The organism is Pseudoflavonifractor capillosus, assembly GCF_016902575.1.
In the GTDB taxonomy this organism is placed as follows: domain Bacteria; phylum Bacillota; class Clostridia; order Oscillospirales; family Oscillospiraceae; genus Enterenecus; species Enterenecus capillosus_A.
This window is the reverse complement of the sequence record NZ_JACSNZ010000001.1, coordinates 19,665-44,514: the sequence shown is the minus strand read 5'-3', so window position 1 is coordinate 44,514 and position 24,850 is coordinate 19,665. Positions and strand designations below refer to the sequence as shown.

The following is a 24,850-nucleotide window of genomic DNA, read 5'->3' as shown; positions in this document are numbered from 1 at the left end:
CGCTTATCGCTGGATGCTGACGACCTTGTATTCAATGTTTCCGGCAGGGGCATCCACAATCACAGTGTCTCCCACCCGCTTGCCCAGCAGAGCCTTGCCAAAGGGAGACTCCTCGGAGATACGGCCATTCATGGGGTCAGCCTCCTGAGAGCCAACCACCTGGTAGGACTCCTCCTCATCCAGCATGGTGTCCATGACGGTGATCTTGCTGCCCAGACGCACGGTGTCAGGATCGCTGTCCGTCTCCTCGATCACAGAGCAGTTGGCCAGAATGTTCTCGATCTCGGCAATGCGGGAGTAGAGCTTGCCCTGCTCGTTCTTAGCCTCATCGTACTCGCTGTTCTCGGACAGGTCGCCAAAGGAGCGGGCCTCCTTGATCTGGTCGGCCACTTCCTTCTCGCGGACCGTCTTGAGGTAGTTGAGTTCCTGCTTGAGTTCTTCCAAACGCTCAGCACTGAGCTTGTATTCCTTGGCCATGACATTCATCCTTTCAACGATAAAAAATAGAAGCCGCAACAGATGGCAGCTCACAACATGTCCATTATATATTTATAGATGCTCCTTCGAATTATAGAGATTTTCTCCCCGCTTGTCAAGGGCTTTGGCAGAGGGAATTGGCTCCCTCTGCCAGTAAACCCCGGTCACTTTCTGGCTCTCCGCACCCCAGCAGGCTTCTTTTTCCGCCCTTTCAGGCACATCAAACCCGCCAGAGCCCCGCCGCAGACACAGCAGACCAGAACCACCAGACTGCGCACCTCCAGAATCTGGCCTCCGCCCCGGGCCAAACTCACCAGCCACAAAATCACATCGTTCATGCCACCCACAGCCAGACCGCCCAGCAGCTTCCGGGCCGGCCAACGGCAGGCGCACACCAGCCCGCCCGTCAAGCTCCCCAATACACAGGCCAACGCCACCAGCTGTAATTGGGCGCTCTCCTGCACCATACCGCCGGAAATTGCCGCCGCACCCAAAAGCAATACCAGCAGCTGCACTGCTACCGCCACGGCGCTTCCCACAGCCACGCCCAAGAGCATCTGGGCCGCATTTTCCTGTTTCACCTCATGATTGCGCAAAAAAAGCACCCCTTTCCACATGGTTACTTCACCATATGCAAAGGGGCTGCTTCTCATGCTGCTTTACTTGCTCTTCTTCTCCTGGGCAGCACCGTCCTGGCTGGCCTGGGTGCCCTTGCTGGAGATGGCCCACTTGGTGAACTCGATGCGCACACGGTCAGCGCCGGTCTCCATGACAATGGTCTCCTCCTTGATGGCACAGATGGTGCCCACAACACCGCCAATGGTGGTGATCTGGTCGCCCACCTTCAGGCTGGCACGCATGGCGGCAGCTTCCTTTTTCTTCTTGCTCTCGGGACGGATGAGCAGGAAGTAGAAGATGGCGATCATGACCAGGATCATAACAAAGCTGGATAAGGTCTCGGGGGTCATAGCTACGTCTCCTTCGTATGTTTATTTCATCGTAGAGTACAACACAGGACATTATACCCGTATTTTACCTGGAACACAAGTCCCTTTTTCCGATTTTCGGGATCAGGGCATCCGTTGGGCCAATTTTTCGGAATATTCCGCCCGGAACTGCTGGAAGGTGCCCTCATCCAGGGCCTGTCGGATGCGTTCCACCAGTTTGTTGTAGAAATACAGGTTGTGCATCACCGCCAGACGCATGCCCAGCATCTCCCCGGCGGTAAACAGGTGGCGCACATAGGCACGGGAGAAGTTCCGGCACACGGGGCAGTCACACTGGGGATCAATAGGCCGCTCGTCGGTCTTATACCGCTCGTTTTTCATATTCATCCACCCGCTCCAAGTAAACAGCTTGCCGTGGCGGGCGTTGCGGGCGGGCATCACACAGTCAAAGAAGTCCACGCCCCGGGCCACCGCCTCGATGATGTTGGAGGGAGTGCCCACCCCCATGAGATATCGAGGCTTGTCCTTGGGCATGTAGGGCTCCACAGCGTCAATGATGTCATACATCACCTGGGTAGGCTCTCCCACTGCCAGGCCACCGATGGCGTAGCCGTCGCACTCCACCTTGGCCGTCTCCTGCATGTGCCAAATGCGCAGGTCCGGGAAGGTGGCTCCCTGGTTGATCCCAAAGAGCATCTGGCCGGGATTGACGCAGTCGGGCTGGGCGTTGAGCTTGTCGTGCTCGGCCTTGCACCGCTTCAGCCACCGCAGGGTACGCTCGCAGGATGCCTTGGCGTATTCATAGGTGGCGGGGTTCTCCACACACTCGTCAAAGGCCATGGCGATGTCACTGCCCAGATTGGACTGGATGCGCATGGACTCCTCAGGGCCCATGAAGATCTTGCGTCCATCCAGGTGGGAGGCAAAGGTGACCCCTTCCTCGGTGATTTTCCGCAGGCCGGACAGGGAAAAGACCTGGAAGCCCCCGGAATCGGTGAGCATAGGCCCATCCCAGCGCATAAATTTGTGCAGCCCGCCCATCTGGCGCACCACGTCGTCGCCGGGGCGCAGGTGGAGATGGTAGGTGTTGGACAGCTCCACCTGGCAGCCGATGTCCTTCAAATCAAAAGCGGACAGGCCGCCCTTAATGGCACCCTGGGTGCCCACGTTCATAAACACTGGGGTCTGTACTGTGCCGTGGGGGGTGGTAAACTGTCCCCGCCGGGCCCGGCCCTCAGTTTTCAACAGTTCAAACATGGTTTTCTCCTTTTCGTCGTGGGTCAGGAGATGAACATGGCATCTCCAAAGCTGAAGAAGCGGTACCGATTCTCCACTGCCTCCTTGTAGGCCGCCAGTACATGCTCCCGGCCTGCCAGAGCGGACACCAGCATGATGAGGGTGGATTCCGGCAGATGGAAGTTGGTAATCAGCCCGTCCAGCACCTTGAACCGGTAGCCGGGATAGATGAAGATGTTGGTCCACCCCGCCTTGGCCTCCATGGTGCCGTCCTCGTTGGCCCAGCTCTCAATGGTGCGGCAGGAGGTGGTGCCCACACAGATGACTCGCCCTCCCGCAGCCTTGGTCTGGTTGATGACATCCGCCGTCTCCTGGGAGATGACGCAATACTCTGAGTGCATTTCGTGGTCGGTGACCTCTTCCGCCTTCACAGGCCGGAAGGTACCCAGGCCCACATGGAGGGTGACATAGCACACCTTAACCCCCATCTCCTGCACCTGTTGGAGCAGCTCTGGGGTGAAGTGCAGCCCAGCGGTGGGGGCGGCAGCAGAGCCAACCACCCGGGAGTACACGGTCTGGTACCGCTCAGCATCCTCCAGCTCCTCCTTGATATAAGGAGGCAGCGGCATCTTGCCCAGCTTCTCCAGGGTCTCCAGGAAAATCCCCTGGTAGTCGAAGCGGACCAGGCGGTTTCCGCCCTCCACTTCTCCCACCACCTCGGCGGTGAGTTCTCCCTCGCCGAAGCTGATTTTTGCCCCAGTACGCAGCTTCTTGCCCGGGCGCACCAGGCACTCCCATACCTTCTCGCCCCGGTCAATGAGCAGCAGCACCTCACAGGCTCCGCCGCCGCTGCGCCGACCCAGCAGCCGGGCAGGCAGCACCCGGCTGTCATTGAGCACCAGGCAGTCCCCTGCCCGCAGCAGCTTGGGCAGATCGTAGAAGTGCATGTGCTGGGTCTCCCCTGTCACCTTGTCCAAGGTCAGCAGCCGGGAGGCGTCCCGCCGCTCCAGAGGGGTCTGGGCAATCAGCTCCTCCGGCAAATCAAAATAAAAATCAGATGTCTTCACAATTTTCCCACCGTTCTTGCCATCATTCCACCGGCATACTCCCGCAGCCCGACGCATACAATGCCCTGTCTCCATGCCCTGCGGCCCAGACAGGCAACTACCGTGCGCTGCAAGAAATTTTTCCGCCGGATGTAAAATGATAAATTGACACTTTAATGCGATAATGTTATGATGTATAGCAAGTATTTCGTCGGTTCCTGTTGACGGTCACATGTTCTCCGTCACGACGCATACGTCCCTCTATTATAATACAATATCCGCCCACGTTTCAACCACTTCTTTCCCGTGGGCAGGAGGAGGTCATTTTCGTGCGTACATACAAAGTAGGTATCATTGGCGCCACTGGCATGGTGGGCCAGCGCTTCATCACCCTTTTGGCCAACCACCCCTGGTTCCGACTCACTCTTCTGGCCGCCAGCCCCCGCTCCGCCGGGAAGCGGTATGAGGACGCCGTGGCGGGCCGCTGGGCCATGGATGTCCCCATTCCTCAGGACGTGAAGGACATGGTGCTGCTCAGCGCCCAGGACGATGTGGAGACCATCTCCTCCCAGGTGGACTTTGTCTTCTCCGCCGTAGACATGACCAAGTCGGAGATTCAGGCTCTGGAGGAGAACTACGCCAAGCATGAGTGCCCGGTGGTGTCCAACAACTCCGCCCACCGCTGGACTCCCGATGTGCCCATGGTGATCCCTGAGGTCAACCCCCAGCACCTGGCGGTCATCCCCGCCCAAAAGCAGCGTCTGGGTACCCAGCGGGGCTTTATTGCCGTGAAATCCAACTGCTCCATCCAGAGCTACGTCCCTGCCCTCACCCCCCTGCGCAGCTTCGGCATCGAGAAGGTCCTGGCGTGTACCTACCAGGCCATTTCTGGGGCGGGTAAGACCTTTGAGACCTGGCCGGAAATGGTGGATAACCTGATCCCCTACATTGGCGGCGAGGAGGAAAAGAGTGAGCAGGAGCCGCTGAAGGTGTGGGGCGAGGTGAAAGACGGGGTCATTGTCAACGCTGACACCCCCAACATCACCGCTCAGTGCCTGCGGGTACCTGTGTCCAACGGCCACACCGCAGCCGTCTTTGTCACCTTCGCCAACAAGCCCACCGTGGAGCAGATCAAAGAGGCCTGGCGCACCTACCAGGGCCGGGCCCAGGAGCTGAAGCTGCCCACCGCTCCCCAGCAGTTCCTCCACTATTTTGAGGAGAATGACCGTCCCCAGGCCAAGTTGGATCGCAACCTGGAGGGCGGCATGGCGGTTTCCGTAGGCCGTCTGCGGGAGGACACCCAGTACGACTACAAGTTTGTCTCCCTCTCCCACAACACCCTGCGTGGTGCAGCCGGCGGAGCTGTGCTGCTGGCAGAGCTTTTGTGTGCTGAGGGGTATATTGAGCCCGTCCGCTAACCCACGATCTCTAAAAGAAAGGAAGTTGCCCTATGCGCACCCCCGTTTTCACCGGCTCTTGCCCGGCACTGGTCACCCCCTTTGACCAAAACGGCGCCATCAATTACGACGCCTTTGGCAAGCTCATTGACGCCCAGATCGAGGCCGGCGTAGACGCCGTGTGCGTCTGCGGCACCACCGGCGAGTCCGCCACCATGTCCATCCGGGAGCATATCGCCGCTGTGGAGTTCTGCGTCAAGCGGGTCAACCACCGGGTGAAGGTGATTGCCGGTGTAGGCAGCAATGACACCTCTGCCGCTGTCTACCTCTCCCAGCATGCCCAGGACTCCGGAGCTGATGCGCTGCTCCATGTCACCCCTTACTACAACAAGGCCAGCCAAACCGGTCTCATCCGCCACTACGAGTACATCGCCGACCGGGTGGATCTGCCCATCATCCTCTACAACGTCCCCAGCCGCACGGGGGTGTCCTTCACTGCTGAGACCTACCGGGTGCTGTCCCAGAACCCCAAAATCAATGGTGTCAAAGAGGCATCGGGCAACTTCTCCCTGCTGGCCCACACCCGCTTTTTGTGCGGGGACGACTTCTACATCTGGTCGGGCAACGACGACCAGGTGGTGCCCATGATGGCCCTGGGGGCCAAGGGTGTCATCTCGGTGGCCTGCAACCTCATCCCCCAGGTGATGGTGAAGATGAGCCGCCTGTGCCTGGACAACGACTTTGAGGCCGCTTCCAAGCTTCAGATCCAGTACATGGATCTCATTGACGCTCTATTTTTGGAGGTCAATCCCATTCCCATCAAGGCAGCCTTGAACCTGGTGGGTATGGACATGGGCGGATTGCGTCTGCCCCTGTGCGATATGTCTGAGCAGAATCTGGAGACCCTGCGCCGTTCCATGGCCCGCATGGGTCTGCTGTGAGGAGTGCCCCATGCAAAAGATAATCATTTCCGGCTGCAACGGACACATGGGCCGGGTGGTGGCCGATATCTGCCAGGCCGACCCCCAGGTGGAAGTGGTGGCGGGCATCGACATTCTGGGGCAGAAGAGCCCGGATTTCCCCGTGTTCTCCTCCCCTGCTGCCTGTGACATCGCCGCTGATGCGGTCATTGACTTCTCCCATCCCTCCGCCCTGGCCCCTCTTTTGGAGATGTGTCAGGCTCGTGCTCTGCCTGTGGTGCTGGCCACCACAGGCTATGACCAGGAGCAGCTGGCCGCCATCGACGATGCCGCCCGGCACATCCCTGTATTCCGCTCGGCCAATATGTCCCTGGGGGTCAACGTGCTGCTGGATCTGGTGCGGAAGGCCGCTGCCGTGCTGGGTGAGGACTACGACGTGGAGATTGTGGAGCGCCACCACCACCGCAAGGTGGATGCCCCCAGCGGCACCGCCCTGATGATTGCCGATGCCGCCGCCGCTGCCCTGCCCTATGAGCCCCAATACGTCTACGACCGCCACAGCGTGCGTCAGCCCCGCCAGCCCCATGAGATTGGCATTTCCGCCGTACGGGGTGGCACCATCGTTGGGGACCACACGGTGATCTTCGCCGGGCGGGACGAGGTCATTGAGCTCAGCCACCACGCCGCCAGTCGAGAGGTCTTTGCCAGCGGAGCCGTACGGGCCGCCAAATTTTTGGCCCAAGTCCAGGCCCCAGGCCTCTATGATATGTCCCACCTCCTTTGATGGGCGGGCATTCTGCATACAGAAAGGTTGAACCCAGATATGAACACTCTGCGTGTGAGAAACATGGAGCTGGGCACAGGCATCCCAAAAATCTGTGTCCCCATTGTGGGGGTGAGCAAAGAGGATATTCTATCCCAGGCCAAAGCCCTTCTCTCCACCCCCGTGGACATGGTGGAGTGGCGGGCGGACTGGTTTGACGGCGTTGCGGACCCTGCCCAGGTGACGGACGTGCTGGCACAGCTTCGCATCGTTCTGGGTAATCTCCCCCTGTTGTTCACCTTCCGCTCTAACAAGGAGGGCGGCCAGCGTGCCATGGAACCCCAGGCCTACGCTCAGCTGAACATCCAGGCCGCCCAGTCCGGCTATGTGGACTTGGTGGACGTGGAGGCCTTCTCCGGGGAGGAGATCGTCCGCTCTATCATCCAAAGTGCCCACGCCGCCGGGGTGAAGGTGATCGTGTCCAACCACGACTTCTGCCAGACCCCCAGCAAGGACGAGATTGTAAGCCGTCTGCGCAGGATGCAGGACTTTGGGGCGGACATTCCCAAAATTGCTGTGATGCCCCAGAGCAAGGAGGACGTGCTCACCCTGCTCTCCGCCACCCAGGAGATGGTGCGGCTATATGCCCACGGCCCCATCATCACCATGTCCATGGGGGGCACCGGTGTCATCAGCCGTCTGTGCGGAGAGGTGTTCGGCTCCGCTGTCACCTTCGGTGCCGCCCAAAAGGCATCTGCCCCGGGGCAAATGGGGGTGGAGCAGCTGCACACGGTGCTCACCTTGCTCCACAACGCACAATAACTTCCCAGCACAAAAAAGGACGAGGCCGTAGCCTCGTCCTTTTTATATGCGTTAGCCTTCCACCTTGACGCAGTGGAACACTTTCTTGCCCTTTTTGATGATGGCGCCGTCGGTGCCGCAGTCCTGGCAGCAGAACTGGGCGTTGACGTCGGTGACCTTCTCCTCATTGACGGACACGCCGCCCTGCTGCACCAGGCGACGAGCTTCACCCTTGGAGGGGCACAGGCCGCACTTGACCAGCAGGTCCAGAATACCGATCTTACCCTCGCAGAAGTCGCCCTGGCACAGGGTGGTGGTGGGCATGCTGGAGCGGTCTCCGCCGCCGGAAAACAGAGCCTTGGCCGCTGCCTGGGCCTTCTCCGCCTCCTCCTTGCCGTGGACCAGGGCGGTGAGCTCGTAGGCCAGAATTTCCTTGGCCTTATTCAACTGGCTGCCCTCCCACTTGTCCATCTCGTCGATCTGCTCCAGGGGCAGGAAGGTGAGCATCCGAATGCACTTGAGCACGTCGGAGTCCTCCACATTGCGCCAGTACTGGTAGAAGTCGTAGGGGCTGGTCTTATTGGGATCCAGCCACACAGCACCGGCGGCGGTCTTGCCCATCTTCTTGCCCTCGCTGTTGAGCAGCAGGGTGATGGTCATGGCGTGGGCGTCCTGGCCCAGCTTGCGGCGGATCAGCTCGGTGCCGCCCAGCATGTTGGACCACTGGTCGTTGCCGCCAAACTGCATGTTGCAGTTGTAGTGCTGGAACAGGTAGTAGAAGTCGTAGGACTGCATAATCATGTAGTTGAACTCCAGGAAGCTCAGGCCCTTCTCCATGCGCTGCTTGTAGCACTCAGCCCGGAGCATGTTGTTCACCGAGAAGCAGGCGCCCACTTCCCGCAGCAGCTCCACGTAGTTCAGGTTCATCAGCCAGTCGGCGTTGTTCACCATCTGAGCCTTGCCCTCGCCAAACTCAATGAACCGCTCCATCTGCTTTTTGAAGCACTCGCAGTTGTGTTGGATGGTCTCGGGGGTCATCATGGTACGCATATCGCTGCGGCCGGAGGGGTCGCCCACCATGCCGGTGCCGCCGCCGATGAGGGCAATGGGGCGGTTGCCCGCCATTTGCAGTCGCTTCATCAGGCACAGAGCCATGAAGTGGCCCACATGGAGGGAGTCAGCGGTGGGGTCAAAGCCGATGTAGAAAGTGGCCTTGCCGTTGTCGATCATCTCTCGGATCTCTTCCTCATTGGTGACCTGGGCGATGAGGCCACGGGCTACCAGTTCGTCGTACAGTTTCATTGATCTTGCTCCTTTTTCATGAATTGCCTGTCACGGCCTGGGCCGTGTCGGCTTTTGTTTTCCATAGATTGTACCCAACCACGCCGCCAATGACGATGACAGCCCCCAACAGGGACACCGGGCCAATGGTTTCGTGGTACAAAAGCGCCACCAAAATGGGGTTCAAAATGGGCTCGATGCCGGACACCAGGCTGGCGGTCACCGCCGAGGTACGGGCCAGACCCAGGGTCAGCAGAATGTAAGCCAGTCCCACCTGGAACACACCCAGCACCACCAGGCTCACCAGGGTCACAGGGGCAAAGCTCTGCTCTCCCATCAGCCAGGGCAGGCCAATGAGGGCACTGCACACATTGCCCCAGAACACCGAGGAGATGGGGTCGGAGTCGGGCATGTCCTGGAGGAGAAACACCCCCGCATAGCTGAATCCGGACAGCAGAGCCACCACATTGCCTGCCATGCCGCCTGCCTGGAGGCTGTCCACAAAGAAACACAGCACTCCCAGTATTACCACGCCGCAGGCCACCAGCTCCCCCTTCCGGGGCAGCTTGTGCCACACCAGGGCGGTAAGCAGCAGCACGAAAATGGGGGCGGTAAATTGCAGCACAATGGCGTTGGCCGCCGTGGTCATCTTGTTGGCCAGGGTGAACAGGGTGTTGGTGCCGCAGATGGCACAGGCTCCCAGAGCGATCCAGGGGTTGAATCGGGGCCGGTGCCCCACCCGCCACAGATACGCCCCAATGACCACCAGTGCAATGAGGTTGCGGCCACTGTTGATGGACATACCGTTCCATGGGATAACCTTGATGCACACACCGCCCAGGCTGTACAGCACAGCTGCCAGGAATACCAGCAGCGTTCCACTGTGTCCTCCCTCTTTGGTTGACAAAAAAACACCCCCTGTCCCGTAGGACAGAGGGCGTAATGATACGCGGTACCACCTCTGTTTGCCGCTTTCTCACAAATGACGGCCTCAGGGAGTTTTGTGAAAACTCCGCTCGCTATATCGGGCGCACCCGTCCGCCCCTACTTTCCCCGCATCAGGGGGCCGGTTCAGGGGGCTGCTCCAAGGGGTATTCACCCACCACACCTGCACTTCCTTGCACCCACCGGAAGCTCTCTGAGCAGCTGTGTGACGGCTACTTGTCCTTTTCTTCGCATTGTGTTGATGATAGCACAGCCAATCGTGCTTGTCAAACGCTTTCTTTGGGGAGAAGGCCAAAATGCCGCAGAGCCTGGGAGATCCCCTCCTCTTCCACGGTGTCGGTGACGTAATCCGCCAATTCCTTCACCCGCTGGTCTGCCCCGCCCATGGCCACGCTGGTGCCCACCAGGGCCATCATGGTCAGGTCGTTCTCCCCATCGCCGAAAGCCATGGTCTCCTCAGGGCTCAGGCCATAGTGGGCCATGGTGGCCCGGATGCCGTCGGCCTTACCCTCGCCTTTGGCCGTCACGTCAATGCCCAGAGGGTGCCAGCGGGTATAACTGCATCCGGGCATGACGGAGACGAACAGGTGCTCCTCCTCCTGGTTGACCAGGGGAACGAGCTGGTAGACCTTGTGCTCCATCATCCGCTGGAGGGACATGACCGGGTACTTCTGGGTGTGCAGGAATTCAAACACTTCGTCCACCCGCTGGTTGTGGCAGGTGAGATAGGTCACTCCGTTCTCTTCCACCAGTGCGGCCAGCTCTGGGTTGGCCTCCAGCACGTCCTTGGCGCTCTTCAGGTCCTCCAGAGGCAAGGGGTTATCTCGATACACCCCCTGGGCATTGAAGCAGCACTGACCGTTCAAGGTGATATAACCGTCAAACACCACATCCCGCAGCATTCCGGTGCTCTTCAGGTCCTGGGGTGCCCGGCCAGAGCAGACGAAAATGAGAATCCCCGCCCGCTGGAGGGCAAACAGGTCATCCCGGAGCTGCTGAGACATAAACTTATTTTTATACGAGACCATGGTGCCGTCAATGTCAAAAAAGATTGCGCGTATCATGTGCAGGGTTCCTCCGTGTATCGTTATTCTTGTGTCTGTTTCCAGGCTTCCGCCTTTTGCAGTTGCTCCTCTGCCCCCTCCAGGAGAATGGCCGTGGAGGCTCCGCCGCTGAGGCGAGCCAGCTCTTCCCGGCGCTGGGCACGGCTGAGCTGCTCCACCTGGGTGTAGGTGCGCCCGTCCCGCTCCCCCTTCTCCACCGAGAAGTGAACGTCTCCCATGGCGGCGATCTGGGGCAGGTGGGTCACGCACAGCACCTGGCGGCCCCGGGCCACCTGGTAGAGCTTCTGGGCCACTTTAGTGGCCGCTCTGCCCGACACTCCAGTGTCCACCTCGTCAAAGACCATGGTGGTGACGCAGTCGGTCTCTGCCAGCACGTTTTTCAGTGCCAGCATGATGCGGCTGAGCTCGCCGCCGGAGGCGATGCGGTGGATGGGCTTGAGGTCCTCGCCCAGGTTGGCGGACATCAAAAACCGTACCCGGTCCATGCCGGTCTCGCCCAGACCGTCCTCACCCTCCACCAGGGCAAACTCCACGTCGAACTGCACCCGGGGCATATCCAGGGCAGTCAGTTCCCCCTGGATCCGCTTGGCCAGCTCCTTGGCTGCCTTTTGACGGGCCTGGGACAGCTTTTCCGCCTTGCCTCGGGCCACAGCCAGTGCCTGCTCCAACTCCTTTTCCAGCTTCTCTCTGCGCTGGTCGGAAAACTGGATGTTGTCCAGTTCGTCCCGGCACCGCTCCAGATAGTCCAGCATGGCCTGCTCGTCCGCCCCGTACTTGCGCTTGAGGCGGTGGATCTGATCCAGCCGCTCCTCCACATCGTCCAGCTGACCAGGGTAAAACTCCAGGCCGCTGCGGGCGTCCCGCACCAGCTCCGCTGCGTCGTCGGCGGCGTAGCGCAGCTGGGCCACGGTTTGGGCCAGCTGGGCCAGTTCGCTGCTGTATCGCCCGCCCCGGGTCAAGGCGTCCTCCGCCCGGGCCAGCAAGGACGCTGCACCGTCGGAAACATCGCCGCCGTTGAGGGCCTGCCAGGCATCGTCCACCGCCTGGGTGATGCGCTCGGCATTGCGCAGAATCTCCCGCTGGGCGCTCAGCTCTTCCTCCTCGCCCACCCGCAGCTGGGCTCGCTCCAATTCTCCGATCTGGTGCTGGAGGGTGTCCATGCGTCGGGCCTTTTCTCCCTCGTCCATCTCCACAGCGTGGAGCTGCCGGCGCAGCTGGCGCACCTGGTCATAGGCCTGCTGATAGTCCTCCCGCTGGGGGGGCAGGTGACCAAAGTTGTCCAGACTGTCCAGGTGGGTCTCCTCGTCCAACAGCTGCTGCCCATCGTGCTGGCCGTGGATGTTCAAAAGCTGGCTGCCCAGCTCTCTGAGCTGGGTGACCAGCACGGGGTGGCCGTTGACCCGGCAGGTGTTCTTCCCGTCCGGCTGGATCACCCGCTCCACCAGCAGTTCCCCGTTTTCATCCGGGGCAATGCCGTACTGTTCAAACCAGGCCAGTGCCGGCAAATGGTTAAACACCGCCGTCACCCGGGCACACTTGGCACCCGTGCGGATGAGATCCCGGCTGGTGCGTCCCCCGATGATGGCTCCAATGGCGTCCACCACAATGGACTTACCTGCCCCCGTCTCACCGGTGAGCACGTTGAACCCCGCCCCAAAAGAGATCTCCCCCCGGGAGATCACTGCGATGTCCTCAATGTGAAGTAAGGAAAGCATTTGTTCTCTCACCTTCCGGGCATCCCGCTGGTCAGTCCAGCATGGATGCCATTTCTCGGCAAAATTCCTCTGCCATATGGTTGTTTCTCATAATCATGATGACGGTGTCATCCCCGGCCAGCGAGCCCACCAAGCCGTCAATATCCATCCCGTCCAGGGCCACACCTGCGGCAGAGGCCAGGCCGGGCATGGTTTTGACCACCACGATATTCTGAGCCACGTCAAAGGAGGTGACTCCCTCTTTGAAGATGGTGCGCAGGCGGCCTGCAAAGTTGTGATGGGGCTGCTTGGCCGATGCCACCACATACTTGTATGTCCCATTCCCCGTGGGCTGCTTGACCAGGTTCAGCTCTTTGATGTCCCGGGAAATCGTGGCCTGGGTGGCCAAAATTCCGCATCCTCGCAGGCTCTCCAGCATCTGCTCCTGGGTCTCAATGTCCTGTGCGGCAATGATGCGCAAAATTTCTGACTGTCGCTTCGACTTCATCCTCTCACGCCTTTCCCAATTTCTGATTGATGACCTCATAGAAGCTGCGGCCTGTGAGTTTCACCAGCCGGGTCACCTGGCGGGACTTCCGGCACTCCACCCAGTCTCCAGGCAAAACCTTGAACGCTCGCCCACCGTCCACCGACAAGCTGGCATTCTTCCGGCTGCCCGGGGCCAGACGCACCCCCACCGTCCGCTGACTGCCCAGCACAAAGGGCTTGGCATGGAGGGAGTGGGCGCAGATGGGGGTAATAATCATATTCTCCGCCGTGGGCTCCACAATGGGCCCACCAGCCGCCAACGAGTACGCCGTGGAGCCGGTGGGCGTGGCGATGACCACGCCGTCCCCGGAAAACCCGGAGATCACCGTACGATCCCCCGTCACCTGCAAATCCAGTACTCGGGCCACCGAGGTGCCCTTGGTGACCACCGCATCGTTGAGGGCCGTCTCAGAAAACACCCTGCGCCCATCCCGGCGCACCGTGATGTCCAGCATCATCCGCTTTTCAATGGAATACTTCCCGGCGGTGAGCCTACTGAGCATGGACAGCTCGTGCTGCTCCAGCTCCGCCATGAAACCCACACTGCCCAGGTTCACCCCCAGCACCGGGATCTGGCGGGGGTTGGCATCCCGGGCAGCATGGAGAATGGTGCCGTCCCCGCCAAAGCACACCAGAACATCGGTGTCCTCCAGCTGGGCAGCCATCTGCCCAAAGGGCTCATGGGGCGGCAGATGGGCCCGCCCGGACTCCTCCAACTCAAAGGGCAGGCAAATCACCACCTGGGCCCCGTTGTTCTCCAAAATATGCTTGGCGGTCATAGCCGCCTTCAGGCCCCGGTCCCGATAGGGGTTTGGGCTGAGTACCACCTTCATCCGTGTTCTCCCTCCAGTTGTGCGTGGGAGCGGCGCACCAGCTCCTCCAGGTCTCCCCACTCCGGCTCGCCCGGCTGAGCCTGCAAATATCCCAGGTATTCGATGTTGCCTTCTGGGCCCCGAATGGGAGAGAAGTCAATGCCCTTGACGGTAAACCCCGCCTCTGCGGCGTGTTGGGTGAAGTGCTCCAGCACTTCCAGATGCACAGCGGGATCACGCACCACGCCCTTTTTCCCCACCTTCTCCCGGCCTGCCTCAAATTGGGGCTTGATGAGAGCCACCACCTCGCCCTCGTCACTCATCAGTTGACGCAGAGCGGGGAGAATCAGTTTCAGGGAGATAAAGGACACGTCGATGGAGGCAAACTCCAGCATCTCAGGGATCTCCTTGTGGGACAGGTAGCGGGCATTGGTGCGCTCCAGCACCACCACCCGGTCGTCGCTGCGCAGGGACCAGGCCAGCTGGCCATAGCCCACGTCCACAGCGTACACCTTGGCCGCCCCGTTTTGCAGCATACAGTCGGTAAATCCGCCGGTGGAGGTGCCGATGTCCGCCGCCGTCTTGCCCAGCAGGTCGATGGGAAAGTGGCGCATGGCCTTCTCCAGCTTCAACCCGCCCCGGCTGACATAGCGCAGGGTCTGGCCCCGCACCTCCAGCTGGGTGTCCTCATCCAGGGTCATACCCGCCTTATCCAGCCGCTTTTCCCCGCTATATACCTGTCCGGCCATGATGATGGCCTGGGCCTTTTGCCGGCTCTCGGCCAGTCCCTTTTCCACCATCAGTACATCCAATCGCTTTTTAGCCACCGGTTATCATCTCCATTGCTTTCCTGCAGATTCCCTCTGCATCAATTCCTTTCATCTCTCGCAGTTGAGCCACAGAACCTTGGGGTACAAATCCATCCCCCAAGTTCACCAGTGCCATCTGCACCGCCTTGCCCCGCAAGGCCAACTCAGAGGCAATGGTACGTCCCACGCTGCCCGTGTCATTGCACTCCTCCACCACCAGCACACGTCCTGTGCGCTGGCTCCACGTCTGGATGGAAGCCAGATCCAGAGGGCGAATGCTGTTGAGCTTGATGACTGCCGCTGAGTATCCACGTTCCTCCAGCAGCCCAGCTGCCTGGAGCACCTGATTGATGGTTGTGCCATAGGTCACCAGCGTCACATCGGTGCCCTCTTGCACCACACTGGCGCCCTCCACCCCAGCCATATCCGTCCATTCTCCTTCCCCACCTCTGGGGTAACGAATGGCCACCGGGCCGGTCATCTCCATCACCGCATGGCGGAGCATCCCCCGCAGCTCGGCAAAGCTGGCAGGGCACAAAATCTGCATGCCCGGTACCGTACTCAAAAAGGCCACGTCGAAGACCCCGTGATGGGTCTCCCCGTCCTCGCCCACCAGTCCAGCCCGATCCACGGCAATGATCCCGTGGAGTTTGAGCAAAGCCAGATCATGAATGAGCATGTCGTAGCCTCGCTGCAAAAAGGAGGAGTACACCGCAAACACCGGCAGCGCCCCCTGCTTGGCCAGGCCGCCGCTCATGGCCACAGCATGGCCCTCGGCAATACCCACATCAAAAAACCGTTCCGGGTAGGCCTTGGCAAACCCACTCAGACCAGTTCCCGACTGCATGGCCGCCGTAATGGCCACCAGCTCCGGCTTCTCCTGAGCTAGTTCGCACATGGTCTGACCGAACACAGCGGAGAAATTCTCCCCCCCGGATTTGCTGGACGCATTTCCCGTCTCCACGTCAAAAGGCCCCACCCCATGGAACCGGTCTGGTTCTCGCTCAGCAGGTGTATAGCCTTTTCCCTTTACAGTTTTTACATGGAGCAGCACCGGGCAATTCAGCTCCTTGGCATAGCGCAGCATCCGGGTGAGATAGCCCACGTCGTGACCATCCACCGGACCCAGGTAGGTAAAGCCCATGTCCTCAAACATGGAATAGCCCAAAAGGGCGTCCTTCACCATTTTCTTGGCCCGGTGGGTCACCCGGTAGACAGCCTGTCCCACTGCGTTTTTTCCGGTCATGCTGCGGTATAGCTTTTTCAGATGCAGATACTGGGGCTTGAGCCGCTGCCGGGCCAGATGGGATGCCACACCACCCACATTTTTGGTGATGGACATGCCATTGTCATTGAGAATCACAATCAGGGGTTCCCCGCTGTTTCCCGCATCCGCCAGGCCCTCATAGGCCAGACCACCGGTGAGGGCACCGTCTCCAATGAAGGCCAGCACGCTGTAATCCTCCCCATTGACGGTACGGGCCCGGGCCATACCCAGGGCCACCGACACAGAGTTGGAGGCGTGACCGGAGATAAAGGCATCTGCCCGGCTCTCATAGGGCTTTGGAAACCCGGACAGTCCCCCGAATTTCCGCAGGGTGTGCATGGCAGAGCCACGTCCGGTGATGATCTTGTGGGCATAGCACTGATGGCCCACGTCAAAGACCAGGCGGTCCACATCCAGGTCAAAGACCCGGTGCACCGCCACCAGAATTTCCACCACGCCCAGGCTGGAGGCCAGGTGTCCCCCCGTCTTGGCCACGGATTGGATCATCTGTACCCGCAGCTGCTGACAGAGCTGTCTGGCCTGTTGATCTGTCATCTCATTCAAGTGTTCAGGCAGCACGCCGTACCTCTCCTTCCCAAACAGTGGGATCACAGGAAGAGCAGTGCTCCTGCTACCCCCACCAGTACACCCAGCACTGCGCCGGCAGCCACCTGCAAAGGTGTGTGGCCTATGAGTTCTTTGAGCTCCTCAGCGAACAGTTCGGGTCTATGTTCATTCCAGTTTTTCATGATGTAATTGAGGATCTTCGCCTGCTCCCCCGTCTCCTTGCGGACATTGGCAGCGTCATACATCACAATAAAAGCCACCACCACCGCCAGGGCAAACACAGGCTGGTCAAATCCCGCCGTCATGCCAATCCCGGCGGCACAGGCACACACCAGCGCAGAATGGGAACTTGGCATCCCACCGGAAGTGAATAAATATCCCCAGTCCACCTTCCGGTAGACCACCATGGAGATCAGCATCTTCAAAATCTGGGCAATGGCCCAGGCTGCAACGGCCAGAAACAAAATGGGTGTAATCATAAACTCACTCCCTCAGTGATCCCGCTGGGCCAGTGCATCGGCCAGATCGCACAGAAATTGGCTGTTTTCAAACGCCTCCTGCACCGCCACCTTGGCCCGGTGGGTATACCGATGCACCAGCTCCTGGCATGCCTCCAGACCATACAGGGTGACATAGGTCACCTTCCCATTCTCCCGGTCAGAGCCCACAGGCTTGCCCAGCTGCTGGGTGGTGGATTCCTCGTCCAGCATATCGTCCCGGATCTGGAAGGCCATGCCCAACCCCTGGGCATAGTCCGCCGCAGCCTTCCACTGCTTCAGAGTAGGCTCCACAGGAGAGGCTGTGAGCCCCAACAGACACGCCGCCTTCAAAAGAGCCGCCGTCTTCCAGCTATGCACCAGGTTCAGCCGCTCCTCATCCCGGGCCTCTCCATTCATGTCCAGGTACTGACCTGCACAGATGCCCTGAATGGCACCGGCTGCCTGGGCCAGCACCGCACAGGCCTCACCATTGGACACAGGTCGCTTGGTGCGCCGAGAGGTGGCCAGACGGGCAAAAGCCTCCGCCTGCAACGCATCCCCAGCCAGCACTGCGGTACACTCTCCGTAGACCTTGTGACAGGTGGGCTTGCCCCGGCGCAAATCGTCGTTGTCCATACAGGGCAAGTCGTCATGTATGAGAGAGTAGGTGTGGAGCATCTCCACCCCCACGGCATAGTCCAGCGCTGGCTCCATAGAGCCGCACATGGCCTCACAGAACTTCAGCACCAGCACCGGGCGAATCCGCTTCCCCCCGGCCAGCAAGCTGTACCGCATGGCTTGCAGCAGCTCCTGGTGGGGCCCCATGTCCAAAAGACTTTCCTCCAGGGCCTGCTCCGCCATCTGGCGGGCCTGGTCATATTGGGCCTTAAACTCCATCTGCTTGCGCTCCTTCCTGGAAGGGAACTTCCTCCTGACTGTCGCCGCCCAGCAGCAGATGCACCTTCTGCTCTGCCTCATCCAACATCTGGGTACAGCCCACAGCCAGTTTCGTCCCCTCCTCAAACAGTTTCAGCGACTGATCCAGTCCCGCCTCGCCCCGCTCCAACTGGGCCACGATCTCCTCCAGCCGCTGCATGGACTCCTCAAAACTCTTCTTTTTTACTGCCACTGCTGCTCCTCCTTTTCTTCCACACGGCAGTGTAGCACACCGTCAGACACCATCACATCCACGCCGTCCCCAGGCTCCACCTGAGCCACGGAGGTCACAGCCTGGTCTTGATGCTTGGCAATGGCGTAGCCCCGCCCCAGCACCTTCAGCGGGCTCATGGCGTCAATGCGCCCAGCCAATTCCGCCAGCTCCACCCGTCCCCGGCGCAGGCTGCGTTCCAGGGCCAAAGCCAGGCGGTGCTGCACTCCGTCCAGGCGCATCCGCTGGTCGTCCACCACCGCTGTGGGGCGGCGCAGCACCCGGCTTTGCCGCAGCTGCTCCAGTTCCTTACGGCTCTTGTCCAGGCGCACCTGGGTGGCCTGTCTGAGCCGGACGGTCAGCCCCTCCAGCCTCTGCCGCTCCTGCCGCTGGTCCGGCACCGCCACCTCGGCGGCGTTGGAGGGGGTGGAGGCCCGCACATCCGCCACATAGTCGGAGATGGTCACATCCGGCTCGTGACCCACCGCCGAAATGACAGGGATGTTGGACAGAGAAATGGCCCAGGCCACCGGCTCCTCGTTGAAGGCCCACAGGTCTTCCCGGGAGCCGCCGCCCCGGCCGGTGATGATGAGGTCAATGTCACTTCGGTTGTTCACCTGGTGGATGGCGGCGGCAATCTCCTCTGCCGCCCCCTCTCCCTGCACCCGCACAGGCACCACCAGCACACCCGTCATAGGCCAGCGCTGGCGGAGAATGCGGATCATGTCCCGCACCGCAGCGCCTGCCGGAGAGGTCACCAGGGCAATGCGCCGGGGATAGGCGGGCAGCGGCTTCTTCCGAGCCGGGTCAAAGAGGCCCTGGGCCTCCAGCTTCTTTTTCAGCTCCTCGAAGGCCCGATCCAAGGCCCCCCGCCCGTCCTCCATCAGTTGGGTGCAATATAGCTGGTACTGTCCATCCCGGGGATAGACAGACACCCGGCCATAGGCGATCACGGACAGGCCGTTGACAGGGCGAAAGCGCAGCCGGGCAGCGTCCCCCCGGAACATGACACAGCGGATGCTCCCCTGCTCGTCCTTTAAGGAGAAGTAATGGTGCCCAGAGGGGTAGCACTTATAGTTGGACACCTCGCCCCGCACCAAAAGACCCCGCAGCAGAGGGTCGCCGTCCACCAGCTCCTTGAGATACCCGTTGACCTGGGAGACGGAATACACGGGCAGCTGTGCGCCGCTCACCCCTGTGCCCCCCGTTCCAAGGCCCGGTGGGTCAAGATGGCCACGCCCAGGGCGTTGTCGGTGGAGTACTGAGGGGGTGCAAAGATGGCCCCCAGAGGCTCTAAACGACTGCGCAGCAGGGTGTTGGATGCCACACCGCCGGAGCACAGCACCGGCAGATTCCCGTACTGCTTCTGGGCCCACGCCGTGGTGCGGGCCAGCACCGAGGCCAGCGTCTCAAAGGTAAACCGGGCCACATCAGCAGGTGCAGCACCTGCCTCCGCCATGCCTCGGATCTTATTTTCCATGCCGGAGAGCGAGAACGTCCCCTCCTTGGTCTTCACCGCAAAGTGCTTCTCCTCTTGGGAGTCCCGGCTGAGCACGTCCATGGCCTTCCCCGCCGGGAAGTCCAAACCCAGCAGAACTCCGATGCGATCCACCAGCTGTCCCGCTGAAATGTCCGAAGTGCCGCCGATGACCTGGGCGGTCACCGTATGCCCCTGGGGATGCACCACCAACAGCTCCGTGGTGCCTCCGGACAGGTGCCAGGCCAGGTGGGGCTGGTCCAGCAGATCCTCCCGTCCCGCTGACCAGGCTGCCGCTGCAATGTGGCCCTGCTGGTGGGAGCAGGGATAGAAAGGCACACCCAAAGCCGCTGCAATGGAGCGGCCCTGGCCCTCTCCCACCAGGAAGCAGGGCATATACGAGCCCTCCACCTCCCGGGGCTGGGTAGAGGCGCCCACCGCCCGGATCTGGCCTATGATGCCATCTGCCCGCAGGGCCTCGGTCATCAGGTGCAGACGCTTGACATGCTGGAACACTGCCTCGCTCTGGCGCAGACCCAGAGAGCCCTCCTGCACCGTGAGCAGCCGCCCCTGATTTTGTCCCACACTGCCGTCAAACACTGCTGCCGACGTGGTATAGTTGCTGGTGTCAAAGCCCAGACACATTCCTGACATCTGTATTCCCTCCCTGCGTCCAGCTGTTAGTTCTCTTCCTGTGGAAATTCCTCCCGCACGAATGCACCCAGAATGCCGTTGACAAACCGGACCACATCCTCGTCCAGGTACTTCTTGGCGATCTCCACCGCCTCGTTGATGGCCACCTTGTTGGGCACATCGGGCATATACAAAATCTCATACATGGTCAGGCGCATGATGGCTGCCGCCACCCGGTCGATACGGGAGAACCGCCAGCCCTTGGCATGGCGCTCAATGTAGCCGTCCAGCTCGGCGCCGTGGTCGGCCACCCCTCGCACCAGGGTGACGATATACTCACGGATCCCCTGGCCGGGGAATTGGGCATACAACTCATCCTCCTGGCTTCGGGCTGCAAATGCCTCCTCGGTGAGCTCCCGCTCCAGCAGCTGATCCGCCTTCAGGTTGGAAAATGCCAATTCAAAGGTGAGATGCATGGCGATCTCCCGGGCTGTTTTTCTGGTCATGGAACCTTCATCCTTTCGCGGCTGTTCCGCCGCCTAATCTATTGTCTTCCGGAAAAGTGGTATACCACCCCAATTTGTATATACATAGTATTATACACGCAGGCACTGCAAAAGAAAACCCCTTTCCCGCCCGGTGTGATGAATTTGGACAAATGGGCAACCCCGGGCCTTGTGTGGTAAATTCCCTGTGCAAAACGTAAAAGAGCCGCTGCGGATGATCCGCAGCGGCTCAGGGCTATCTCTTTACTTTTGGAAGGTCACACCGGACACGGTGACGTTGACACCGGATACATCCAGCCCGCTGGTATTCATCACCGCGTTCTGGATGGCATCCTGCACATTCTTTGCCACCTCGGGCACCACATAGCCATACTTGACCAGGATGGTGACATCCACTGTCACAGCCTCGCCTTCCACCTCCAGGCGCACACCCTTGGACACGCTCTTGCGGGTCACCAGAGAGGCCACCTCATTGGTCAGGGTAGTACCCAGAGCACTGACCCCATCCACTTCCATGGCTGCTGCCCCGGCGATGACGGCCAGAACCTCCTCAGAGATGTTCACACTGCCCAGCTCCTCCTGACGGGAGATATATTCCTTGCCTTCGGCCATACTGCCTCACGCTCCTTTTTCATTCTAAGGCGTCCCAAAAGACCGCCCAATCCGGATAACTAGAGTCATTATACCACCGTCAGAGGCAAAATACAATCCTGTTTTTCTCAGGGCTGCGCTTCGATAATTTTGATTTTATCTGCGCTTAATCCCGTTTCTTCCCGGACAATCTCCACGATTTTTGCAATATCCGTCTCGCCGAGCCCCTGGGATGTGGCGGACACTACCAGGTTCACACCGTCCTCCCCGATGAAGCACACACAGTCTCCATATCCCTTGGCGGTGACCAGGTTTTCTACCTGAGCCTCGGACAGGGTGTCGGCAGCCATGGTCTGGATGGAAGCATTGGCCTCATCTACCACCGTCTGCTCTGCCTTTTCATCTGCCGCAGCCTCCTGCAACAGCTCCAGGGCGCTGTCCCGGGCCTGCTGACGGTTGAGACGGGCGCTGGCAAAATAGCCGCTGCCATCGTCGCCATCCTCCACCTCTGCGCTTGCATTTTCCCCTTCTGCGTCGTCCTCCACACCGTTGACCAGGGTGGTCTGACCCAGCACCTTTCCGTCACTGCTGTCTGGACTGCTCTCACCGGTGAGCTGGTTGTTGTACGACCAGTTGAGATACACCGCCACCCCTACAAACAACACGATGGCCAACACCACTGCATTTCGCTTCCACACACTCATTGCTTCAACCTCCTATGACTTTTACCTTACTCCCCTGCACATACCGTGATTCGGTCCGATCCCAGCCCGGTCAGCGCCGACACCGCCTGGGTCACCGCCAGCCGCACCTGGGGATCGTCTCCCCCGGTGCACACCACCAAAGCACCCCGAAAACTGGGATAGTATTGGGTCACCAGTACCACTTCCTCTCCGTCCTCCCCAGAGTAGACCACTGTGGTCTGCTCCCGAGAACTCTCATCTCCATCTCGCTGCTCCACACTGTCTGAGGCCAGCACCCGCTCCACGCCTTGATCCAAGGACAGCAGAACGGTACTGGTTCCGGCACCTTCAATGCGGGATATAGCCTGGGAGAGCCGCTGTTCCAGCTCCTCCACGGAGAAGGACTCCTCTCCTGTCACCGTCGATGCTGACTCTTGCGCGGTCTTCTCCTCCCCTCTATCCCCGGTAGGCCAGGCCAGCAGGAGCACTCCTGCCATGGCCAGCACCAGCACCAGCTTGTATTTACTCAACCAGCTCTGCCACTGTGCCCGGGTGGGCAGCTTCCCATTCCATTTCATTCCTGCATCACCTCAAAGCTCTGGCGCTGGCGTGGGATGCCCAACTCCGCCTCCAGCACACCAGCCAAGGCCTCTTGCTGGGCCTGGTTCCATGTACCCGTGACACAGGCTGACCAGGGCTGCGGGATCTCATCCTCCCATTGAACCACCACCTCCACTTGGCACGTCATGCCCAGCGAGTCCGCCTTGTCCAGAATATATGCCTCTGTCTCCTCCTCTATGATGGATTCATAGAGGAAATTATTTTGCTCTTCCAAGCCCTGCTCCGCCTCCTCCATGACCTGGGTGTCCAGCCGCAGCATGTTCTCCCAATCCTCCTCATCAATGCGCAAAATGGGCCCCACAGTCACCAGCAACAAAAGCAGGCTCCCTGCCAGCTTGCACACCCGCTGTCCACTGCTGCCCTTCACCAGTGCCCCGGACACCACCAGCACCAGAGAGGCGCACGCCACCCCCATCAGCCACTGCTCCATCCATCCGTTCATCCGCTCACCGCCGATACTGACGAGACCAGAGACACCAGCAGCAGTAACGCACAGGCCCCGGTCATGCCCATAATGAGCCCGAAGGCCCCGCCAATCTGCTCCACCAGCCCGCACACCCGGCTCTGGCCCATGGAAGCTGCCAGAGCTGCCACCAGCTTGTACAGCAGATAGTGCACCAGCAGCTGGAGTACCGGGATGAGGCAGATTCCTAAAATGGTCACCATCCCGAACACCCCCACCGTACTGCGCAGGATTCCCGCCGAGGCCAGAATGGTCTCCGAGGCATCGGACAAAATGCCCCCTACCACCGGGATGGCTCCGGAAATGGCAAACTTGGTCACCTTCATGGACATGGCGTCCACCGATCCGGACACCACACCACTCATGGATAAATATCCAACAAACACCATCATCACCACCACCAAAATGGTGGTGGCCACCCATTTCAGCCATCCGGCCATCTGGCGCAGTCCCGGGTTGCCCACTGCTGCCCAGGCCACACTGGCCGCCACATATCCATATACCAAGGGGATAAGTACCCGCTGCATCAAATTCATCAGCAGAGCGGAAAACCCCGCCGCCGCCACCTGGCGAGCTGCCGCTCCCGCAATGGCTCCGGTGGCCGCTGTGGCCCCTGCCACCACAGGGAGAAGCACCGTAGAAAAGGCGGTCATGCGCTCCACTGCGGTGCTGCCCAGCCCCAGCAGCGCATTCATATCCGACACCGCCGCCACTGTCACCGCCAACGCCCCTGCCAGAGACACCGCCGGGATTTCATCCCCGCCGCTGCTGTCGTACACCGTCTGGGCCACCCCACACAGCAGGAGAATGAGAAAGAGAATCACTGCCGAGCGCACCCCAGTGCGCACAATGCCAAACATTTCTCCCTTTCCCGTCTCCAGCAGGCCCTCCAGTCCCTCATCCAGGCTCTGGCCATAGACAGCACTGCCTCCCTGCTTTTCCGCCTCCCGCTCCATCTCTTCAATCCCCAGGGCATCCTCCTGTCCCTCCAATACCTCATCGGCAGAAATGGCCCGGGCAGGACAGGCGCACAGCACCACCACCACACACAGCATGGCCAGCCACCGCATCTGCCACCCCTCCTAGCTCATCAAGTTTTCCAACAGCTCCAGTACTGCGCTCATCAGCGGCATCACCGCCACCAGCCCCAGCACTGTCCCCGCCAGCTCAACAGCACTGGCCAGCCCACTCTCCTTGGCATCTTTGCAAAATTCAGACACAAACTTGGTCAGCATGGCAATGCCCGTGGCCTTTATCACCGGTGCAATCAGCTCCTGGGAAATACCAGCCATCTGGCTCAGGTGCTCCACATAGGCCACCACCTCCCCCAGCTGCTGAGAGACGGACACCAGCACCGCCACGGCAGCGCACATGGTGAGCACCAGAGCGATCTCCGGGGCGTGCTTGCGCACCACCACACCGCACACCACCGCCACCAGCACACCACCCGCCACCATGGTCATTTGGCTCATAGGTCAAACAGGGTCTTGACCATGTCAAAAAGGGTGCTGATCTCCTGCACCACCATCATCAGCACCACAACCAGGGCCACCAGGGTGGTCATGGTGGCCATTTCATCCCGACCCGAGCGGGTAAGTACCTGGTTGAGCACTGAAACCAGAATGCCAATGGCGGCGATCTTAAAAATCAAGTCCACATTCATCTTGTTCTTCTC

Annotated in this window: 30 protein-coding genes and 1 other annotated feature; of the genes, 4 read left to right on the top strand and 26 right to left on the bottom strand. The window is 60.2% G+C overall.

The genetic code is table 11. The annotated features are described in order from the left end of the window. Positions 1-3 precede the first annotated feature (3 nt). From greA to queA, 5 genes are all read right to left on the bottom strand, one after another. On the bottom strand, positions 4-477 hold the full coding sequence (greA, locus tag H9X86_RS00250) for a transcription elongation factor GreA (protein WP_204899611.1): 474 nt from the start codon (positions 475-477) through the stop codon (positions 4-6). Positions 478-641: 164 nt separating this feature from the next. After that, positions 642-1,073 carry a TIGR04086 family membrane protein gene (locus H9X86_RS00245; RefSeq protein WP_204899610.1) on the bottom strand — a complete coding sequence of 144 codons (432 nt, stop codon included), beginning with the start codon at positions 1,071-1,073 and terminating at the stop codon, positions 642-644. A 63-nt stretch (positions 1,074-1,136) separates the two neighbouring features. After that, complete coding sequence (gene yajC / locus H9X86_RS00240; RefSeq protein WP_204899609.1) at positions 1,137-1,445, bottom strand: preprotein translocase subunit YajC; 309 nt, start codon at positions 1,443-1,445, stop codon at positions 1,137-1,139. 102 nt (positions 1,446-1,547) lie between these two features. After that, entirely contained in the window at positions 1,548-2,681 is a 1,134-nt protein-coding gene (tgt, locus tag H9X86_RS00235) for a tRNA guanosine(34) transglycosylase Tgt (protein ID WP_204899608.1), read from the bottom strand. Positions 2,682-2,704: 23 nt separating this feature from the next. Beyond that, on the bottom strand, positions 2,705-3,727 hold the full coding sequence (gene queA, locus H9X86_RS00230) for a tRNA preQ1(34) S-adenosylmethionine ribosyltransferase-isomerase QueA (protein ID WP_204899607.1): 1,023 nt from the start codon (positions 3,725-3,727) through the stop codon (positions 2,705-2,707). Between the two features lie 308 nt (positions 3,728-4,035). On the opposite strand from queA, the gene asd reads away from it, so the two are divergent. From asd to aroD, 4 genes are read left to right on the top strand one after another with little or no spacing between them, the layout of a single operon-like run. Continuing rightward, positions 4,036-5,124: an aspartate-semialdehyde dehydrogenase gene (asd, locus tag H9X86_RS00225; protein WP_204899606.1), complete on the top strand. Its 1,089-nt coding sequence runs from the start codon at positions 4,036-4,038 to the stop codon at positions 5,122-5,124. A 32-nt stretch (positions 5,125-5,156) separates the two neighbouring features. Next, entirely contained in the window at positions 5,157-6,044 is an 888-nt protein-coding gene (gene dapA, locus H9X86_RS00220; RefSeq protein ID WP_204899605.1) for a 4-hydroxy-tetrahydrodipicolinate synthase, read from the top strand. Positions 6,045-6,054: 10 nt separating this feature from the next. Beyond that, positions 6,055-6,807 (top strand): 4-hydroxy-tetrahydrodipicolinate reductase, encoded by a 753-nt coding sequence (gene dapB / locus H9X86_RS00215; protein ID WP_204899604.1) that lies wholly within the window; start codon positions 6,055-6,057, stop codon positions 6,805-6,807. 39 nt (positions 6,808-6,846) lie between these two features. Continuing rightward, positions 6,847-7,608 carry a type I 3-dehydroquinate dehydratase gene (aroD, locus tag H9X86_RS00210; protein WP_204899603.1) on the top strand — a complete coding sequence of 254 codons (762 nt, stop codon included), beginning with the start codon at positions 6,847-6,849 and terminating at the stop codon, positions 7,606-7,608. A gap of 51 nt (positions 7,609-7,659) precedes the next feature. Here the strand turns inward: aroD and tyrS are convergent, their stop codons facing one another. From tyrS to spoIIIAC, 21 genes are all read right to left on the bottom strand, one after another. Further along, positions 7,660-8,889 (bottom strand): tyrosine--tRNA ligase, encoded by a 1,230-nt coding sequence (tyrS, locus tag H9X86_RS00205; protein WP_204899602.1) that lies wholly within the window; start codon positions 8,887-8,889, stop codon positions 7,660-7,662. 16 nt (positions 8,890-8,905) lie between these two features. Further along, on the bottom strand, positions 8,906-9,775 hold the full coding sequence (locus tag H9X86_RS00200) for a DMT family transporter (RefSeq protein ID WP_204899601.1): 870 nt from the start codon (positions 9,773-9,775) through the stop codon (positions 8,906-8,908). A 23-nt stretch (positions 9,776-9,798) separates the two neighbouring features. Beyond that, positions 9,799-10,051, bottom strand: a binding site (T-box leader). Between the two features lie 28 nt (positions 10,052-10,079). Beyond that, positions 10,080-10,877: a Cof-type HAD-IIB family hydrolase gene (locus H9X86_RS00195; RefSeq protein ID WP_204899600.1), complete on the bottom strand. Its 798-nt coding sequence runs from the start codon at positions 10,875-10,877 to the stop codon at positions 10,080-10,082. 23 nt (positions 10,878-10,900) lie between these two features. After that, positions 10,901-12,592, bottom strand: a complete 1,692-nt coding sequence (gene recN, locus H9X86_RS00190; RefSeq protein WP_204899599.1) for a DNA repair protein RecN — start codon at positions 12,590-12,592, stop codon at positions 10,901-10,903. A 31-nt stretch (positions 12,593-12,623) separates the two neighbouring features. Further along, complete coding sequence (locus H9X86_RS00185) at positions 12,624-13,079, bottom strand: arginine repressor (protein WP_204899598.1); 456 nt, start codon at positions 13,077-13,079, stop codon at positions 12,624-12,626. A gap of 4 nt (positions 13,080-13,083) precedes the next feature. Then, on the bottom strand, positions 13,084-13,953 hold the full coding sequence (locus H9X86_RS00180) for an NAD(+)/NADH kinase (RefSeq protein WP_204899597.1): 870 nt from the start codon (positions 13,951-13,953) through the stop codon (positions 13,084-13,086). Beyond that, positions 13,950-14,759: a TlyA family rRNA (cytidine-2'-O)-methyltransferase gene (locus tag H9X86_RS00175; protein ID WP_204899596.1), complete on the bottom strand. Its 810-nt coding sequence runs from the start codon at positions 14,757-14,759 to the stop codon at positions 13,950-13,952. The genes H9X86_RS00180 and H9X86_RS00175 overlap by 4 nt, the downstream gene beginning before the upstream one ends. Then, the gene (gene dxs, locus H9X86_RS00170; RefSeq protein ID WP_346011396.1) at positions 14,752-16,587 is read right to left on the bottom strand and encodes a 1-deoxy-D-xylulose-5-phosphate synthase; all 1,836 of its coding nucleotides are present in this window, start codon (positions 16,585-16,587) and stop codon (positions 14,752-14,754) included. Before dxs ends, H9X86_RS00175 begins: the two co-directional genes overlap by 8 nt. Positions 16,588-16,616: 29 nt before the next feature. Next, a complete protein-coding gene (locus tag H9X86_RS00165) occupies positions 16,617-17,054 on the bottom strand; it encodes a divergent PAP2 family protein (RefSeq protein WP_204899595.1) in 438 nt (145 codons plus the stop codon). A gap of 12 nt (positions 17,055-17,066) precedes the next feature. Then, on the bottom strand, positions 17,067-17,951 hold the full coding sequence (locus tag H9X86_RS00160) for a polyprenyl synthetase family protein (RefSeq protein WP_204899594.1): 885 nt from the start codon (positions 17,949-17,951) through the stop codon (positions 17,067-17,069). Then, positions 17,941-18,183: an exodeoxyribonuclease VII small subunit gene (gene xseB, locus H9X86_RS00155; RefSeq protein WP_204899593.1), complete on the bottom strand. Its 243-nt coding sequence runs from the start codon at positions 18,181-18,183 to the stop codon at positions 17,941-17,943. Before xseB ends, H9X86_RS00160 begins: the two co-directional genes overlap by 11 nt. Then, entirely contained in the window at positions 18,174-19,394 is a 1,221-nt protein-coding gene (xseA, locus tag H9X86_RS00150) for an exodeoxyribonuclease VII large subunit (protein WP_346011395.1), read from the bottom strand. Before xseA ends, xseB begins: the two co-directional genes overlap by 10 nt. Beyond that, positions 19,391-20,332 (bottom strand): Kae1-like domain-containing protein, encoded by a 942-nt coding sequence (locus H9X86_RS00145; protein ID WP_204899592.1) that lies wholly within the window; start codon positions 20,330-20,332, stop codon positions 19,391-19,393. Before H9X86_RS00145 ends, xseA begins: the two co-directional genes overlap by 4 nt. 26 nt (positions 20,333-20,358) lie before the next feature. Next, positions 20,359-20,817, bottom strand: coding sequence for a transcription antitermination factor NusB (gene nusB / locus H9X86_RS00140; protein ID WP_204899591.1), 459 nt, complete (start codon positions 20,815-20,817; stop codon positions 20,359-20,361). A gap of 243 nt (positions 20,818-21,060) precedes the next feature. Continuing rightward, positions 21,061-21,429: an Asp23/Gls24 family envelope stress response protein gene (locus H9X86_RS00135; protein WP_204899590.1), complete on the bottom strand. Its 369-nt coding sequence runs from the start codon at positions 21,427-21,429 to the stop codon at positions 21,061-21,063. A 107-nt stretch (positions 21,430-21,536) separates the two neighbouring features. Next, positions 21,537-22,112 (bottom strand): SpoIIIAH-like family protein, encoded by a 576-nt coding sequence (locus H9X86_RS00130; RefSeq protein WP_204899589.1) that lies wholly within the window; start codon positions 22,110-22,112, stop codon positions 21,537-21,539. A 26-nt stretch (positions 22,113-22,138) separates the two neighbouring features. Further along, positions 22,139-22,669 (bottom strand): SpoIIIAG-related protein, encoded by a 531-nt coding sequence (locus tag H9X86_RS00125; RefSeq protein WP_204899588.1) that lies wholly within the window; start codon positions 22,667-22,669, stop codon positions 22,139-22,141. Continuing rightward, positions 22,666-23,154 carry a hypothetical protein gene (locus tag H9X86_RS00120; RefSeq protein WP_204899587.1) on the bottom strand — a complete coding sequence of 163 codons (489 nt, stop codon included), beginning with the start codon at positions 23,152-23,154 and terminating at the stop codon, positions 22,666-22,668. The genes H9X86_RS00125 and H9X86_RS00120 overlap by 4 nt, the downstream gene beginning before the upstream one ends. Continuing rightward, positions 23,151-24,245, bottom strand: a complete 1,095-nt coding sequence (locus H9X86_RS00115) for a stage III sporulation protein AE (RefSeq protein WP_204899586.1) — start codon at positions 24,243-24,245, stop codon at positions 23,151-23,153. Before H9X86_RS00115 ends, H9X86_RS00120 begins: the two co-directional genes overlap by 4 nt. Before the next feature lie 12 nt (positions 24,246-24,257). Then, on the bottom strand, positions 24,258-24,647 hold the full coding sequence (locus H9X86_RS00110) for a SpoIIIAC/SpoIIIAD family protein (protein WP_204899585.1): 390 nt from the start codon (positions 24,645-24,647) through the stop codon (positions 24,258-24,260). Beyond that, entirely contained in the window at positions 24,644-24,838 is a 195-nt protein-coding gene (gene spoIIIAC / locus H9X86_RS00105) for a stage III sporulation protein AC (RefSeq protein ID WP_087252895.1), read from the bottom strand. Before spoIIIAC ends, H9X86_RS00110 begins: the two co-directional genes overlap by 4 nt. Positions 24,839-24,850 lie beyond the last annotated feature (12 nt).

Excerpts from the sequence above, each read along its gene's own strand:
- H9X86_RS00135 (WP_204899590.1), bottom strand. The coding sequence starts at position 21,429 with ATGGCCGAAGGCAAGGAATATATCTCCCGTCAGGAGGAGCTGGGCAGT.
- H9X86_RS00115 (WP_204899586.1), bottom strand. The coding sequence starts at position 24,245 with ATGCGGTGGCTGGCCATGCTGTGTGTGGTGGTGGTGCTGTGCGCCTGT.
- tyrS (WP_204899602.1), bottom strand. The coding sequence starts at position 8,889 with ATGAAACTGTACGACGAACTGGTAGCCCGTGGCCTCATCGCCCAGGTC.
- spoIIIAC (WP_087252895.1), bottom strand. The coding sequence starts at position 24,838 with ATGAATGTGGACTTGATTTTTAAGATCGCCGCCATTGGCATTCTGGTT.
- greA (WP_204899611.1), bottom strand. The coding sequence starts at position 477 with ATGGCCAAGGAATACAAGCTCAGTGCTGAGCGTTTGGAAGAACTCAAG.
- yajC (WP_204899609.1), bottom strand. The coding sequence starts at position 1,445 with ATGACCCCCGAGACCTTATCCAGCTTTGTTATGATCCTGGTCATGATC.
- H9X86_RS00130 (WP_204899589.1), bottom strand. The coding sequence starts at position 22,112 with ATGAGTGTGTGGAAGCGAAATGCAGTGGTGTTGGCCATCGTGTTGTTT.
- H9X86_RS00160 (WP_204899594.1), bottom strand. The coding sequence starts at position 17,951 with ATGGAGTTTAAGGCCCAATATGACCAGGCCCGCCAGATGGCGGAGCAG.
- aroD (WP_204899603.1), top strand. The coding sequence starts at position 6,847 with ATGAACACTCTGCGTGTGAGAAACATGGAGCTGGGCACAGGCATCCCA.
- H9X86_RS00180 (WP_204899597.1), bottom strand. The coding sequence starts at position 13,953 with ATGAAGGTGGTACTCAGCCCAAACCCCTATCGGGACCGGGGCCTGAAG.
- H9X86_RS00145 (WP_204899592.1), bottom strand. The coding sequence starts at position 20,332 with ATGTCAGGAATGTGTCTGGGCTTTGACACCAGCAACTATACCACGTCG.
- dapB (WP_204899604.1), top strand. The coding sequence starts at position 6,055 with ATGCAAAAGATAATCATTTCCGGCTGCAACGGACACATGGGCCGGGTG.
- H9X86_RS00120 (WP_204899587.1), bottom strand. The coding sequence starts at position 23,154 with ATGAACGGATGGATGGAGCAGTGGCTGATGGGGGTGGCGTGCGCCTCT.
- recN (WP_204899599.1), bottom strand. The coding sequence starts at position 12,592 with ATGCTTTCCTTACTTCACATTGAGGACATCGCAGTGATCTCCCGGGGG.
- H9X86_RS00165 (WP_204899595.1), bottom strand. The coding sequence starts at position 17,054 with ATGATTACACCCATTTTGTTTCTGGCCGTTGCAGCCTGGGCCATTGCC.
- nusB (WP_204899591.1), bottom strand. The coding sequence starts at position 20,817 with ATGACCAGAAAAACAGCCCGGGAGATCGCCATGCATCTCACCTTTGAA.
- H9X86_RS00185 (WP_204899598.1), bottom strand. The coding sequence starts at position 13,079 with ATGAAGTCGAAGCGACAGTCAGAAATTTTGCGCATCATTGCCGCACAG.
- H9X86_RS00110 (WP_204899585.1), bottom strand. The coding sequence starts at position 24,647 with ATGAGCCAAATGACCATGGTGGCGGGTGGTGTGCTGGTGGCGGTGGTG.
- dapA (WP_204899605.1), top strand. The coding sequence starts at position 5,157 with ATGCGCACCCCCGTTTTCACCGGCTCTTGCCCGGCACTGGTCACCCCC.
- H9X86_RS00195 (WP_204899600.1), bottom strand. The coding sequence starts at position 10,877 with ATGATACGCGCAATCTTTTTTGACATTGACGGCACCATGGTCTCGTAT.
- H9X86_RS00125 (WP_204899588.1), bottom strand. The coding sequence starts at position 22,669 with ATGAAATGGAATGGGAAGCTGCCCACCCGGGCACAGTGGCAGAGCTGG.
- tgt (WP_204899608.1), bottom strand. The coding sequence starts at position 2,681 with ATGTTTGAACTGTTGAAAACTGAGGGCCGGGCCCGGCGGGGACAGTTT.